The 15,566-nt window shown below is 37.9% G+C and carries 13 protein-coding genes; 2 read left to right on the top strand and 11 right to left on the bottom strand.

Features of this window, described 5'->3' with window-relative positions:
* Positions 1 to 41: 41 nt before the first annotated feature.
* From H4J62_RS09605 to trmJ, 10 genes are all read right to left on the bottom strand, one after another.
* Entirely contained in the window at positions 42 to 2,429 is a 2,388-nt protein-coding gene (locus tag H4J62_RS09605) for an EAL domain-containing protein (protein WP_182215025.1), read from the bottom strand.
* A gap of 249 nt (positions 2,430 to 2,678) precedes the next feature.
* The gene (fdx, locus tag H4J62_RS09600) at positions 2,679 to 3,017 is read right to left on the bottom strand and encodes an ISC system 2Fe-2S type ferredoxin (protein WP_070376092.1); all 339 of its coding nucleotides are present in this window, start codon (positions 3,015 to 3,017) and stop codon (positions 2,679 to 2,681) included.
* 21 nt (positions 3,018 to 3,038) lie between these two features.
* The gene (gene hscA / locus H4J62_RS09595; protein ID WP_182215027.1) at positions 3,039 to 4,901 is read right to left on the bottom strand and encodes a Fe-S protein assembly chaperone HscA; all 1,863 of its coding nucleotides are present in this window, start codon (positions 4,899 to 4,901) and stop codon (positions 3,039 to 3,041) included.
* 115 nt (positions 4,902 to 5,016) lie between these two features.
* Positions 5,017 to 5,547, bottom strand: coding sequence for a co-chaperone HscB (gene hscB, locus H4J62_RS09590; protein WP_182215029.1), 531 nt, complete (start codon positions 5,545 to 5,547; stop codon positions 5,017 to 5,019).
* Between the two features lie 106 nt (positions 5,548 to 5,653).
* Positions 5,654 to 5,977 carry an iron-sulfur cluster assembly protein IscA gene (iscA, locus tag H4J62_RS09585; RefSeq protein WP_070376089.1) on the bottom strand — a complete coding sequence of 108 codons (324 nt, stop codon included), beginning with the start codon at positions 5,975 to 5,977 and terminating at the stop codon, positions 5,654 to 5,656.
* Positions 5,978 to 5,992: 15 nt separating this feature from the next.
* Positions 5,993 to 6,373 carry a Fe-S cluster assembly scaffold IscU gene (iscU, locus tag H4J62_RS09580; RefSeq protein ID WP_070376088.1) on the bottom strand — a complete coding sequence of 127 codons (381 nt, stop codon included), beginning with the start codon at positions 6,371 to 6,373 and terminating at the stop codon, positions 5,993 to 5,995.
* 69 nt (positions 6,374 to 6,442) lie between these two features.
* Positions 6,443 to 7,657, bottom strand: a complete 1,215-nt coding sequence (locus H4J62_RS09575) for an IscS subfamily cysteine desulfurase (RefSeq protein ID WP_070376087.1) — start codon at positions 7,655 to 7,657, stop codon at positions 6,443 to 6,445.
* Positions 7,658 to 7,689: 32 nt separating this feature from the next.
* On the bottom strand, positions 7,690 to 8,202 hold the full coding sequence (gene iscR, locus H4J62_RS09570) for a Fe-S cluster assembly transcriptional regulator IscR (RefSeq protein WP_070376086.1): 513 nt from the start codon (positions 8,200 to 8,202) through the stop codon (positions 7,690 to 7,692).
* Positions 8,203 to 8,374: 172 nt separating this feature from the next.
* Positions 8,375 to 9,181, bottom strand: a complete 807-nt coding sequence (cysE, locus tag H4J62_RS09565; protein ID WP_182215031.1) for a serine O-acetyltransferase — start codon at positions 9,179 to 9,181, stop codon at positions 8,375 to 8,377.
* 115 nt (positions 9,182 to 9,296) lie between these two features.
* Positions 9,297 to 10,103, bottom strand: a complete 807-nt coding sequence (trmJ, locus tag H4J62_RS09560; RefSeq protein WP_182215033.1) for a tRNA (cytosine(32)/uridine(32)-2'-O)-methyltransferase TrmJ — start codon at positions 10,101 to 10,103, stop codon at positions 9,297 to 9,299.
* A gap of 351 nt (positions 10,104 to 10,454) precedes the next feature.
* Between trmJ and suhB the strand changes: the two genes are divergently transcribed.
* Positions 10,455 to 11,258 (top strand): inositol-1-monophosphatase, encoded by an 804-nt coding sequence (gene suhB, locus H4J62_RS09555; RefSeq protein ID WP_070376083.1) that lies wholly within the window; start codon positions 10,455 to 10,457, stop codon positions 11,256 to 11,258.
* A 171-nt stretch (positions 11,259 to 11,429) separates the two neighbouring features.
* On the top strand, positions 11,430 to 14,297 hold the full coding sequence (locus H4J62_RS09550; RefSeq protein ID WP_182215035.1) for a pitrilysin family protein: 2,868 nt from the start codon (positions 11,430 to 11,432) through the stop codon (positions 14,295 to 14,297).
* 98 nt (positions 14,298 to 14,395) lie between these two features.
* Here the strand turns inward: H4J62_RS09550 and H4J62_RS09545 are convergent, their stop codons facing one another.
* On the bottom strand, positions 14,396 to 15,559 hold the full coding sequence (locus tag H4J62_RS09545) for an MFS transporter (RefSeq protein ID WP_182215037.1): 1,164 nt from the start codon (positions 15,557 to 15,559) through the stop codon (positions 14,396 to 14,398).
* Between the last annotated feature and the right edge of the window lie 7 nt (positions 15,560 to 15,566).

Genomic DNA, 15,566 nt, shown 5'->3' with positions numbered 1-15,566 from the left:
TAACATCGTTTAACTAGTGGATGATGATTAGCACATAAACCTTAGCTTACTCTGTTTAAGAAGAAGCGTTTAAAGTCGCTCTCAAGTAATGGCTTAGCAATATGATATCCTTGCCCTAAATCGCAACCAATTTCTTTAAGCTTTTGATATTGTTCCGCAGTTTCAATGCCCTCTGCGGTAGTTTTAATCTTTAATGATTTAGCTAAATTAACCACAGCTTCCAGTATTAAGACCTTACTATTGACTGCATTTAAGTCGTCAACAAAGCTTTTATCTATTTTTAAAAAGTCTAAAGAAAATTGGTGTAAATAACTTAGCGATGAAAAGCCAGTTCCAAAATCATCTAAGGCGACTGGGATATTAATACTTTTCAAAATGTCTAAATGGTTTTTGACCGCGTCAACGTTTAGAATGAGGCTTTCTTCAGTGATTTCTACACATAATCGATCAGTAATATCTGCAGATTTTAGGTGCTGGTCTTGTAAATAGCCAATAAACTCTTTAGATGAAAAACCTGATGTTGAAACGTTAACACTCAACTTAAATTGTTTTGGTAACCAATCAGCCCATAGATTTAATTTACTGACCGCAAGCTTGAGCATATAAAGATCAAGCTGTACTATCTGACCTGATTTTTCTAAAATTGGAATAAAAAAATCGGGATACAAAAGCCCTAATTTAGGATGCTGCCAACGTACGAGTATTTCAGCACCAATAACCTTGCCACTGTCAAAATCAATCAAGGGTTGGTAATTACCAATAAACTCTGAATTTTTAACCGCATTATCAAAATCATACTCAACTTTGACATTGGTTGATTTATTTTGTTCTTCGAGCGCTTCGAAGAAAACATACTGATTACGCCCTTTCAACTTAGCTTGATACATAGCATGATCGGCATCAATCAATAATTGTTCTGCGCTTTCACTCGAATTGTTATAAGTCGCTATACCGATACTGACACTGCTAAAGATATTCAAACCGTCGATATTGAAGGCAGAAGCCGTAGCGACAAGGATACTTTCAGTTATACGACAGATAGTCTCATAATCAATTTTCCCATCAAGTAGTATGGCAAATTCATCGCCACCTAAGCGAGCTAACGTATCCGTATTTCTCAACCTAGTCATTATTGCTTGCGCGATACCAATCAGTAATTTGTCGCCAACGTGATGACCATAGGTATCATTAATTTGCTTAAACCTGTCTACATCAATAAATAATATCGCTATATTGTCTTGGCGATTATTCTGGCAATGTAAAAATGCATGTTGGGTTCTATCTTTGAATAGCGAACGGTTCGGTAAATTGGTTAAAGGATCATGTAAGGCTAAAAATTGCAACTTTTGTTTAGCTTCCATTCTTTCGATGGCATTATTGATATGCTTAGCCACAAACATTAACAATTGTTTGTCTTTTTCTTGAAATAAGAATTCAGTACTATAACTTTGTACGACAACTATGCCTTTATTTATCCCACTTCCAAAAGGCACCCCTAACCAAGCTTTGGGTATGTTACCACGAATATAAATGGCTTTTTCATCAAGCATCTTTTGGATATCTGCTTCATATAATAAAGAAGGCTGGTCTTTAGCTAACGCATAACCGGTAATACTTAAAAAATTAGGATCGATGTTAATACTAGTAAACGTTGCTCTATCATCAAACTCATCAATAGCATAAGGAAAATCTATTGTTTGCCCATCATTTTTTAATAGCGCAACAAAAAAATTTTTCGCCAAGGTCAGTCTGCCAATACACTGGTGCAAATATTGATAAAACTCATCAATATTTTTAGTTTTAAAGATAATTTCTGCTATTTCAAACAGTGCATCTTGAATTTTATTAGCATACTCTAAATTTTCTATTACCTCTTCTAGGCCATCGACTTTAATAATTTGAGAAATTTTCATTGCGGTAATTGTTGCTAACGCAGTGAGTGTTTTCAGATGAAACTCAGTGTAAAAATTAACACTGGCATGTTCAGAATCAATAACACCTAATAATTGCTGCTTAAATAAAATAGGAACAGCTAACTCAGATAAGGTCGTTTCATCCTCAACAATATAGCTTTCAAACTCACGAGTGTCTTTTACTAATATCGGTTGTTTAGTCGCAGCAACTTTCCCTATAACACCTTCATTAAAAGGTATGATGATAGAATTAGACGAAGTATCCCTTATGGAACTAGTCGTGATTTCACCATCATTGAAGGATTTTTTTTTGTCAAAGCCCGACATTCGACTTAGCGTCATCCCCCCTGAATCTAAGGTGTAAATAACGGCATCTTCAAAACCTAATTTTTCGACAATATTTTGAGCTAAATATTGCCAAATTTCACTTGGGGTATTTAATAACAATATATCAGTCGCAAACTGATTAGTGATGGTTAAGCTTTTTATCGTTTCTGATTTAGATAGTTCGGACAAATTCATTATGCCTAAAGTTATTTTTAAAATATATTCACTATTATTAAGCGATTACAACACATAAATATTCATGGTGAGTAGAGCAAACTTTTAATGTCCTGTCTATTTATCTAAGTAATACAGTTGATTTAGCCGTACGGAAAGGTTGACTAAAGTCTTCCTCTAAAAAATAGTTATAGCGGTACTACAACAAAAAAGGGCAGTAACATTAACATGTTACTGCCCTATCTATCAAATTGACAAAAATGACTAGTGGTTTTCAGAAACCATATTGACCGTATATTTTGGGATTTCAACAACTAAGTCTTCATCGCCAACCAGCGCTTGACAGCCTAAACGAGATTCAGGTTCTAATCCCCAAGCTCTATCTAGCATGTCATCTTCAAGTTCATCACTTTCTGCAATTGAATCAAAACCTTCACGTATGATCATATGACAAGTGGTACAAGCACATACTTTTTCACAAGCATGCTCAACGCCAATATCATTACGCAGTGCAACGTTAAGTACACTTTCTCCCTTTTCTGCCTCAACCACTGCACCATCTGGGCATAAGTCTTCGTTAGGAAGGAATATAATTTTCGCCATTTTCTTAGCTCCTAAAAGTTTTTAAACTTCGTCTACTGAATGTCCTGCTAGTGCTGTTTTTATCGAAGAATCCATACGACGTTCAGCAAAAATAGCGGTACTTTCATTTAATATTTCAATAGCTGCTTCAATATCATCGGCAACCGTGCTTTGGGCAATCTTCGCTAAAGCGGTTATTGCGTTATTTATTGTGGTAATTTCGTCATGATTTAGTAATGCGCTGTCATTAATCAGTGCCGATTGTACTGATTCAATAACTCTTGAGGCTTCAACTTGTTGTTCTTTCAACATACGCGCTTGTATATCTTGCTGAGCATTGCTCATTGAGTCTCTGAGCATTTGAGTAATTTCTTGCTCTTCTAAACCAAATGAGGGTTTCACTGTGATACCTGTTTCGATCCCTGTTGACTTTTCCATGGCTGACACTTCTAATAAACCGTCAGCGTCAACTTTAAAGGTAACACGAATGTGAGCAGCACCGGCAGTCATCGCTGGAATACCACGCAATTCAAATCGAGCTAACGAACGACAATCTTCAACAAGCTCACGCTCACCTTGCAACACGTGAACAGCCATTGCCGTTTGCCCATCTTTAAAGGTCGTAAACTCTTGTGCTTTAGCAACGGGAATTGTCGTATTTCTAGGAATAACTTTTTCAACCAATCCGCCCATCGTTTCTAGGCCGAGTGATAGAGGAATAACATCAAGTAACAAAATATCGCTGTCGGGCTTATTACCCGCCAAAATATCGGCTTGAATCGCAGCGCCAATGGCAACCACTTTATCGGGATCAATAGACGTTAATGGTAAGCGATTAAAATATTTTTCAACCTGTTGGCGAACCATAGGAACACGCGTTGAACCACCAACCATCACCACTTCAATGACTTCATCAACGCTAATATCGGCATCTTTTAATGCGCGTCGACAAGCACGTAATGTTTTAGTTACTAGAGTATTGATTAAAGACTCAAACATCACACGATTAACTTCGCCATGTTTTTCATCACCATTTTCTAGCGTTAATGAGAAACTAATAACTTCATTTTCTGTCAGTTGTTCTTTGACGTAACAGGCTTGCTGTAACAATTGACGCTCTATGGTTGCTGACAATGGTCGTTGCAAACCCGTCTGTTCGATAATGTGGTCAACAAGAAGATTGTCAAAGTCATCACCACCTAGCGCTGAATCACCACCGGTCGCTAATACTTCAAAGACACCTTTATTGAGACGTAATACTGAAATATCAAAGGTACCACCGCCTAAATCATAAACAGCAATAATACCTTCTTTGCCACTGTCTAAACCATAAGCGACCGCAGCGGCTGTAGGCTCATTAAGTAAACGTAAAACTTTTAGATCAGCAAGTTTTGCCGCATCTTTGGTGCTGTGGCGCTGGGCATCATCAAAGTAAGCAGGCACGGTGATAACAACACCGGTCAACTCACCACCTAATGCATGTTCTGCACGTTGTTTTAAACTTTTTAATATCTCTGCCGATACTTGCACTGGGTTTACTTCACCAGTACGTGTAGTGATGCTTGGATGACTTTCATCACCTGAAAAAGAATATGGCAGTGAAGGGTATTTTTTACGAATATCAGCTAATGAACGACCAATAAGGCGCTTAGCTGAAACAATAGTATTTTCTGGATCACTCACCGAATGTGCTTTAGCGGCATGGCCTACTAATACTTCATTCGCTTGGTAACTCACCACTGAGGGTAATATATCTCGACCTTCGCCATCAACTAAGGTTTCAGATAAACCACTTTTAACGCTGGCGATAAGAGAGTTAGTTGTACCTAAATCAATACCTGCGGCGAGGCGATGTTCATGAGGAACCGTGCTTTGGCCAGGTTCAGCTATTTGTAATAACGCCATTTTTAGACTCTTTTATATTCGATTACGATTAACGGGCGGTATGATATTTCATTGTAAATAAAAAAACATCGATTTGCTGTTATTTTATTAAACTAAAATTCATATGAACTAACGATCAGTCGTCATTGAAAAGTTGATCTTCTAATTTATCGAGATCGACGCGTAACTTTTGATAAAACTTTAACTTTCGTAATTTATCACCTGCCAATAAGTTTGACTGGATGGAGTTTTCATCAAGCAAGGTATGCATCTCTAAAGCGAGTTCTTCAAAGCCGGTATTTAATACTGCAGCATAATTTAGAATGGCAGCTTCATGGTCGTCAGCATGCTTAACATCGTCAAGCATTTCATGTAATTCCATTTGGCGCATTAAAAAACTGTTATCACTAAATGAAGCTTGTTCATTTGGCTGATCACTTTCTCGCAATGTTAATAGATATTGTGCACGTTTCAAGGGGTGTTTTAGTGTTTGATAGGCATCATTAATTAAGGTTGATCTTTTAACCGCGACTAATTGCTCTTGACTAGAAGCATGAGCGAACTTGTCTGGATGTACTTTTTTTTGTAGTGTTTGGTAAATATCAGCTAATTTATGAACATCGAGTTCATATTGCTCTGTAAAACCGAAAATCTGAAAATAATTCACAAAAACTCCAGCGAACGACTTAACATTAAGTCGTTCACAAAATATATACCACTGCGACTAAGTTACTTGCTACTCAGCAATATTTAAAAGGCTTAGAGACTTGGTATTAAACGTTAAAGCTTTCACCACAACCACACTCGCCTTTGGCATTCGGGTTTGTGAATTTAAAACCTTCGTTTAGACCTTCCTTAACAAAATCAACTTCAATACCATCAAGGTAAACTAAACTTTTTCCATCGATAATGATATTCACATCAGAGATTGAAAACAACGTATCATCTTCATTTAACTCATCAACAAATTCCATCACATAAGCTAAACCAGAACATCCCGTTGTTTTAATACCAAGACGTAAACCGAGACCTTTGCCTCGATTGGTAATAAATGACTGAACACGGTCTGCTGCGTCTTTCGTCATTGTAACACTCATAAATAACTCCGATGTTTAAGCAGTTTTACTGCGGTAATCTTCAATCGCTGCTTTGATAGCATCTTCAGCTAAAATAGAGCAATGAATTTTTACAGGCGGTAAAGCAAGCTCTTCGGCAATAGCAGTATTTTTAATTTTCCCTGCTTCGTCGATTGACTTACCTTTTACCCATTCAGTCACTAATGAACTTGAGGCAATCGCAGAACCACAACCATAAGTTTTAAACTTAGCGTCTTCAATAATACCGTCAGCGTTGATTTTTAGTTGTAACTTCATTACGTCACCACATGCCGGTGCGCCAACCATTCCTGTTGCTACTTGTGGATCATTTTTATCCATTGAGCCAACATTACGTGGGTTTTCATAGTGATCAATTACTTTTTCTGAATAAGCCATGATTTCTCTCCTAATAACGATGAACGAAACAAAATGCCCGCTCATCAGTAAAGTTTTTAGTGGGGATGCTTAGTGAGCAGCCCATTCAATTGAGTCTAGATCAATACCGTCTTGGAACATTTCCCAAAGTGGTGACATATCACGTAAATGCCCAATTGATTTTTGAATAAGTGTAATCGCGTAGTCTACTTCTTCAGTCGTGGTAAAACGGCCAAAGCTAAAACGAATTGAACTATGTGCCATTTCGTCATTTAAACCTAAAGCACGTAGAACATACGAAGGCTCTAAACTAGCTGAAGTACATGCAGAGCCAGAAGAAACCGCTAAATCTTTAAGCGCCATAATCAAAGACTCACCTTCAACAAAATTAAAACTTACGTTTAAGTTACCCGGATAGCGATTATCAAAATCTCCGTTAACAAAAACTTGTTCCATTGTGTTCAAGCCAGCCCATAAACGATCGCGCATTTCAGTTACGTGAGCGATGTCTTGAGTAATTTCTTCTTTGGCAATGCGACAAGCTTCACCTAAACCAACGATTTGATGCGTTGGTAATGTTCCACTACGCATACCGCGTTCGTGTCCGCCGCCATGCATTTGAGCTTCAAGACGAATACGAGGCTTACGACGCACATACATAGCGCCCATACCTTTTGGACCATAGAATTTATGTGCTGAAATTGACATTAAATCAATTTTCAACTTTTCCATGTCTACTTCGATTTTGCCAACACTTTGTGCGCCATCAACATGGAAAACAATTTTACGTGCACGACACATTTCGCCGATTGCAGCAACGTCTTGAATAACACCAATTTCGTTATTAACATGCATAATGCTCACTAATACAGTGTCATCACGCATAGCAGCTGCTAATTTATCAAGGTCAATCAAGCCATTGCTCTCAGGATCTAAATAAGTCACCTCAAAACCTTGACGCTCTAGTTCGCGACAAGTATCTAAAACAGCCTTATGTTCTGTTTTACAGGTGATAACATGCTTACCTTTTTTACGATAAAAGTTGGCAGCGCCTTTAATGGCTAAGTTATTTGACTCGGTAGCTCCTGAGGTAAAAACAATCTCACGAGGGTCGGCATTAAGAAGCTCTGCGACTTGATTTCGTGCAATATCAACCGCTTCTTCAGCTTGCCAGCCAAATTTGTGTGAACGAGATGCAGGGTTACCGTAAAAACCGTCAGTAGTCATATACTGCATCATTTTTTCTGCAACACGTTTGTCTACAGGTGTTGTAGCTGAGTAATCAAAATAAATAGGAAGCTTCATTCGCTAACGTTCTCCAGTTTGACAACACGCATTTAGTGCATGTCGTGCATAATATTCTTGGTTTTAATTAATGTTTCTAATGACGGCATAACTTTGTTTGCTCGCGCATGCGCTTTGTCTTGTCGTCTAGACACTAATTTCACATTGCGTTGCTCGACAAGTTCGGCCAACGTTATGTTTTTTAAAAAATCTTCGATTCGGTCACTTAAACCTTCCCACAATGTATGGGTTAAGCATTCGTCACCGTTTTGGCAATTACCTTTACCGTCACATCTCGTCGCTTTAATAGATTCATCAACAGCATTGATAACATCAGCAATCGAAATTTTTGCAGAACACATCCCTAAGCGATAACCTCCGCCAGGACCTCTAATACTATTTACTAAGCCATATTTTCTTAACCGAGAGAATAGTTGTTCTAAATATGACAACGAGATCCCCTGTCGCTCTGAAATATCGGCTAAAGGTACGGGTCCAGTTACTGCATGTATTGCTACATCTAACATAGCAGTTACGGCGTAACGCCCTTTTGAAGTCAGTTTCATTGTGTGCCCCTATCGAATCGTTAGCAATTCTACATAACCTTATAAAATAGTCAACTAAATACCCGACTGTTTTACTCAAGTATTCTACACCTGTTGTAAAAATAAGCAATTAATAGCCAATACCTTAGTTTGATAGGGATCAAACATCGGGTAACTCATCAATTATTTTCTATTAAATTTCGGGATCAAATGACTCCACACGTTTTTCTCGACGTTTAGCTGCCGCTATTTCATCGTCAATAAATTCGCCAACTCGAAGTTCAGGTAGATCCTCTTGACACACTTCACCACCAAGATGATTGACTTCTTTACATAAGTCAGCAACTTTTTTATCCATTAAGTGCATATGGTCAAGGACTCGCCCAATAGCTTTAGCGACAGGATCAGGATTATCCGCAGAAACCGCATAGGCGTCGAAACCAAACTTTTTAGCCACTTGGTCACGTTGTTCTTTTTCTGACTGGCTTTTTTCATTAACAATACGTGCCGGAATACCAACAGCTGTTGCATTAGCAGGCACATCTTTCACCACCACAGAGTTTGAGCCAACTTTACCGCCTTTACCGATAGTAATGGGGCCAAGGACCTGAGCTCCTGCACCGATAACCACGTTGTCTTCTAATGTTGGATGACGTTTACCGGCATTCCAGCTTGTGCCTCCTAGAGTAACACCGTGATACAAGGTAACATCGTTGCCAATCTCAGCGGTTTCACCAATAACAATCCCCATGCCATGGTCAATAAAAAAGCGACGTCCAAGTGTTGCTCCTGGATGAATTTCAACACCGGTTAACCAACGTGAAAATGTTGATAAGCTACGCGCAAGTAAATACCAGTTATTTTTCCACAACTTATGGCTCAAGCGATGGATCCAAATGGCATGCATACCAGGATAATTGGTGAGAACTTCTAGCGTATTTCGAGCGGCGGGATCTCTATCAAAGACACTTTTAATATCTTCTCTGATACGGCTGAACATATTTCTATCCTTCTATATATTGGTTAAGGCAAGTACCAATATATACCCGTTATCGGTCAAAATGCAGAATTTAGAAGGCATTTTGCATCGAAACGGGTACGATTGCTTACTTTTATTATTCTTTGTTTGCTTCTTTATCATTAGCTTTAGCGGCTCTTTGCACTGAAGCTAAGATTCCACGCATCATTTTGACTTCTTTAACATCGGGACGGGCACGATTAAATAAGCGGCGTAACTTAGTCATCACTAGGCCTGGATGACTCGGTGTAATAAAGCCGGTTTCTTTTAAAGCATCTTCAAAATGTTGATAAAAGCGCTCAGTTTCGTCCATAATCGGATATTCGTCTTCATCAAGCGTCTTTTTGGGTAAATTTTTACTTAAATTTTCGCCTTTTGTTTGAAATGCTTTTTGTTGATCAATTAAAAAACTGGTCCGCACTTCATAACTTAAGGTTTGAACCGCCATCGCTAAGTTCAATGAACTGTAATCAGGATTGGCTGGGATCTGCACATGAAAATGACAAAGTTGTAATTCGTCGTTAGTTAAACCACTGCTTTCACGACCAAAAACTAAAGCAACTGGAAAGTTATAGGCTTCTTCGACAAGTTTTTCTCCACAGCCTCTTGGCTCCAACATTGGCCAAGGTAAAGTACGAGAACGTGCGCTGGTGCCAACAACTAAACCACAATCACTAATAGCTTCCGCTAAAGTAGCAACTACCTTGGCATTTTTTAATACATCAGTAGCCCCTGCAGCTAAAGCTTGTGCTTGACCATTTGGCATTTCAATAGGATCAACTAATATAAGTTCACTTAACCCCATTGTTTTCATAGCGCGTGCGGCTGAACCAATATTACGACAATCGGAAGTATTAACTAATACAATCCGAACATTACTTAAAAGTGATGATTGCTCTGACATTATCTTAAATTACTCAATTTATAGTTAATTTATAAAATAAATTATACCTACTGGTATTAACTATCTAGATGGCTAAAATTAACAATAATATTATCATAGAACATTAACCTTGTGCTGAGAAAAAATCATCAAATTTATTGAAAATGGTTAGTGCGAAAAATTATGTGTTAGTTATTAAACATCTATGAAATTTTTTCTTTGATATTTTATATAAAAAACAATGTCGCTAATTACTGATAACTTTGCTATAATTTTCGCGCTTGAAAATCCGCTCGGCGGCAAGCCTCGTTCTTTATAAAAGTTGTTATACTGTTTAATTCTATTTACAAATATGTAAAAGGTAGTCTCTATATGCATCCTATGCTTAATATTGGTATTCGCGCTGCGCGTAACGCAGGTAAAGTTATTGTTCGTGCCATCGAACAGTTAGATAAAGTTGAAGTTCAAGCAAAAGGGACAAATGATTTTGTCACTAGTGCTGACCTAAGCGCTGAAGAAGCCATTATTGAAACATTAAAAAAATCATACCCTAACCATACAATTATTGGTGAAGAATGTGGTGTGATTAAAGGAAAAGATGACGACTTCCAGTGGGTTATTGATCCAATAAACGGTACAACGAACTTTATTAAAGGCATTCCACATTTTTCAGTGTCTATTGCTTTGAAAGTCAAAGGTAAATTAGATCAAGCCATCATCTTTGATCCTTCTCGCGGTGAACTTTTTACTGCTAGTCGTGGTAAAGGCGCACAACTCAATGGCTTTCGTATTCGCGTAAAACAACATAAAGAACTCTCTGGTGCAATTGTTGCCACAGGTTTCCCATTTAAGCACAAGCAACACAGCAACGCTTACTTAGAAATGTTTAAAACATTATTTACTAAATCATCAGATCTTCGCAGCTCGGGCTCTCCAGCTTTAGATTTAGCTTATGTCGCTGCCGGACGTGTTGATGGATATTTCCAAATTGGTTTAAAACCTTGGGAATCTGCTGCTGGTGAATTATTAATTATTGAAGCCGGTGGTTTAGTCACTGATTTCGTTGGCGATCACAACCATACAGTTTCAGGTAATATTGTTGCTGCTTGTCCACGTTTATTAAAAACTATTCTAAAAGATATCCGCCCTCACTTAGGTGAAGCGTTAAATAAATAGTCACCGTTTAGATAAACAGATTTGAAAGAAGCGCTTACGGCGCTTTTTTTATATCTTGGTGATACTTATTAACATTAAATTTACTTTGTAACGTTACTTTTATTGGTGTTTGGATAAATAAAAGGCACAATATCAGCAATATTATTTAATCATTAAAATAAGGTTTCTCTCATGAAGTGGGCAGCGCTAAGCTTTTCATTATTAACCGTTCTTGCGAACACTGGCTGTAATACAGCAGAAAAATCAATTAATTCAGTAAAAATCAGCCAACAATCTGATCAGACCAATGTGGTTGATAACGCCATCAATATTGAATATAGCAAGTTCGTCTTAGCTAACGGCTTAGAAGTTGTACTTCATATAGACCGCTCAGACCCAGTTGTTGCTGTTGCATTAACGGCACATGTTGGATCCGCTCGTGAAACACAAGGACGAACAGGCTTTGCTCATTTATTTGAACATTTGCTCTTTCTTGAGTCTGAAAACCTGGGTAAAGGTGGATTAGACAAAATGAGTGCCCGTATTGGCGGCTCGGGTGCAAACGGCTCCACTAGCCGCGATAGAACAAATTACTATCAAACTGTCCCCAATGATGCTTTAGAAAAAATGATCTGGGCTGAAGCTGACAAACTAGGTTTTTTTATCAATACGGTGACCGAAGAAGTACTCGCCAAAGAAAAACAAGTGGTTAAAAATGAAAAAAGACAAAGTTATGACAACCGACCTTATGGTCATACACAGTATGTTATTGATAAAAATCTTTATCCAGAGAGTCACCCTTACAACTGGCAAGTGATTGGTTCATTATCTGATTTACAAAACTCAACACTTCAAGATGTTAAAGATTTCTTTAGAAGCTGGTATGTTCCCAATAATGTTACCTTGGTTATTGCCGGTGACTTTGATGAAGCACAAGCAAAAGCTTGGGTACATCAGTATTTTGATGAGATTAAGGCGGGTAATGAAATAACGCCCCTTGCCAAGCAAGCGGCAAATCTAACAATAACCAAGAAAATTTATCATGAAGATAATTTTGCTAAGTTACCCGAACTCAGCCTAACTTGGCCAACAGTCCCACAATATCACTCAGACAGTTACGCATTAAATGTTTTAGTTCAATTGCTAAGTGAGGGCAAGAAAGCCTTACTCAATAAAAAGCTAATTGATGAATTAACCTTGACCTCTCGAGTAACCATGTATCACTACCAATCAGAGTTGGCTGGCCAATTAATGGTAAAGGTAAGAGGCTTTGAGAAAACTGATTTAAACCAGATTGACCAAGCAATTAGTCAAGCACTTAACGAGTTTGAAACAAAAGGTTTTAGTGATGAAGATCTTGCTACGATTAAGGCAGGTCAAGAAACAGCCTTCTATCGTGGGCTTTCAAGTGTATTAGGTAAGGGCTTTAAATTAGCACAATATAATATCTTTACTCAAGATCCTGGTTTTATTAACCAAGAAGCTAAAAATATTTTAGCCGTCAACAAAGCAGATGTTTTACGTGTTTATCATCAATATATTAAAGACAAAAGTTTTGTTGCCACCAGCTTTGTACCGAAAGGCCAAAAAAACTTGGCATTAAAAAACTCTATAAAAGCACAAATTATTGAAGAAAAAATTGTCGCTAATGCCGAGCAAAGTTTTGATGTTGACCAGCAATCACGTTATGTAAATACGCGTTCAAGTTTCGATCGAGCCAGTGAACCTAAATATGGTGAAGCCCCAACGCTATCGGTACCTACCGTTTGGCAAAGTCAGTTAAGCAATGGGCTACATTTTTACGGGATAAAAAATAGCGAAGTCCCTTTAGTACAGCTTGAGATAACGTTTGCTGGTGGCTTATTATTTGATGATATACAAAAAGTCGGTGTCGCCAACTTGGTCGCTGAAATGATGAATAAAGGGACTAAGTATAAAAGTCCTCAACAACTAGAAGAAGCGATTAATAAACTTGGCGCTACCATTAGTATTTATGCGACTCAAGAGTCAATAAAACTGTCAGCCAGTACTTTAGCAAGAAACTATCAAGCAACTGTCGACTTGATCACAGAAATGCTCTTAGCGCCTCGCTGGGATGAAAAAGAGTTTACTCTCACCAAACAAGATATTATTAGTCAAATAATACAGCAGCAAACTAACCCCAACCAGTTGGCTAATAACCAAATGAATAAATTACTTTATGATAAAACTGATATTTTATCGAATAACTTATTAGGAACTTTACAGTCCGTTGAGGAAATCACTTTAGCTGATTTAAAAATATTTTATCAAACAAAACTGTCGCCAAATTTAACGGATATTCATATTGTTGGCGATATCGATGAAACAAGCGTATTAACGGCTTTTAAACAATTAGAAAAAAATTGGCTTAATACTAAGGCTGTTTTGCCTAAGATGTTACCGGCAGCGCTGCCCACAACATCAACCCTATATTTCTATGATGTGCCCGATGCTAAGCAATCACAGTTGAGAATTGGCTTCCCAGCCTTAAATGCTATGCATAAAGATTTCTATAGTGCTCAAGTGATGAATTATATTTTAGGCGGTGGTAGTTTCGCTTCAAAACTCACCCAAGAATTACGTGAAGGAAAAGGTTATACCTACGGCGTGCGTTCAAGTTTTAGCGGCAGTAAATCAAGTGGCGAGTTTATCATTAGCAGTGGTGTGCGCACCAATGTCACATTAGAGGCTATGGCATTAATAAAATCGCTGGTAGAAAATTATCAAACTGATTTTACTGAGCAAGATTTAGCAACCACTCAAAGCTATTATTTAAAGAGTAATGCGAGAAAATTCGAAACATATAACGCTAAACTGACCATGTTAGAAAATATTAGCCAATACAACTTGCCGATAAACTATGTATTAGCACGAGCAAAATCAGTTGAAAGCTTAACTCTGGCTAACGTCAAGTCTTTAGCCAATCAACATTTACATCATCAACAAATGATTTACTTAGTGGTAGGTGATGCAAAATCACAACTACCACGTTTAAAAGGATTAGGGTTAGGAGAGCCGATTCTTTTAAATGTTAATTAATTAATTAAGAAAGATGAATGTCAGCCTAGTGATTAACCACTAGGCTGACAAATATATTGAGTACAAAAAGATATAAAGGGTGACAGCGAGTTTAAGGCTTAACCACTGATATTGATTTGTTGCCTATCTTGCATGAATAACACTAACACAAAGCCAATAAATGCCGCAGAGGCCGCTAGATTATAGGCAAGTTCACTGCCTTGCCCTCCTTGCCAAACGATACCGGCAATATAAGCGCCAATCGCACCACCTAGACCATAAACACCACCGATATAAATAGCTTGGCCACGATTTTGTTGGTCGTGATTAAAATGTTGATGGATAAATTGGATAGAAACACTATGGTACAAACCAAAACTCAGCGCATGTATGCACTGTACTAAAACAAGTACCCAAATGACATCGGCAAAACTACCCGTCATAAACCAACGTAACGAGGTAAGTAATATACTGATGGCCAGCAAAGTTTTTAGTCGGAAGTATCGAAAGAATATACTCGCATAGATAAAAATAAGAATTTCAGCCAATACCGAGATGGTAATGAAGATACCAACCGCAAATCCCGGATAAGCGAGCTCTCGAAGGTAAAGCGCAAAAAAACCATAATAAGGACCAAAACTCATTTGTAACATCAGGCCAGCAAGAAAAAAGAATATAAATGAACGACTGAATATTTTATCGCTGATTTTTTCGATCTGCTGCACAGGATTTTTAGCCTTTTTTGCAGGGGTGAGTTTCATGCTTGAAAGAAATAATCCCGCTAGCACAATGACACCTAAATAAGTAAAAGCATCTGCGGAATATCGTTCAATTAAATCCCCAGCTATCACAGCCAAGAAAATAAAACCGATACTACCCCATAAGCGTATACGCGCATAAATTTTAGCACTACGTCTAATAGAATTAAGAGTAAGCACTTCAAGCTGAGGTAAAACAGCGGTCCAGAACAAGCTAAAAATCGCTAAACAAAAAACAACAGGCCAATAACCGTTTAGCCAAAAAAGTAATGAAAAACTCAATAATGCCAACAAGGCACCACTGCGAATAATGGCTAATTGTTTACCTGATTTATCGGCGGCAAAAGCCCAAAAGGTTGGACCAATGATTTTAGTGGCTGTAATAATAGCCAGAATTTCACCTATTTCAATTGAGCTAAAGCTTTTGGCATCAAGAAAAACAGGTAGGAAGGGAATGATCAAGCCTAATATAGCAAAATACCAAAAGTAACTCGAAGACAGTCTGACGAACTTAACTGATGTCATCACTTTT

It is taken from the genome of Colwellia sp. BRX8-5, assembly GCF_014077325.1.
In the GTDB taxonomy this organism is placed as follows: Bacteria; Pseudomonadota; Gammaproteobacteria; order Enterobacterales; family Alteromonadaceae; genus Colwellia_A.
Note: the sequence above shows the minus strand (reverse complement) of the source record. Positions and strands in the feature narration are given on the sequence as shown.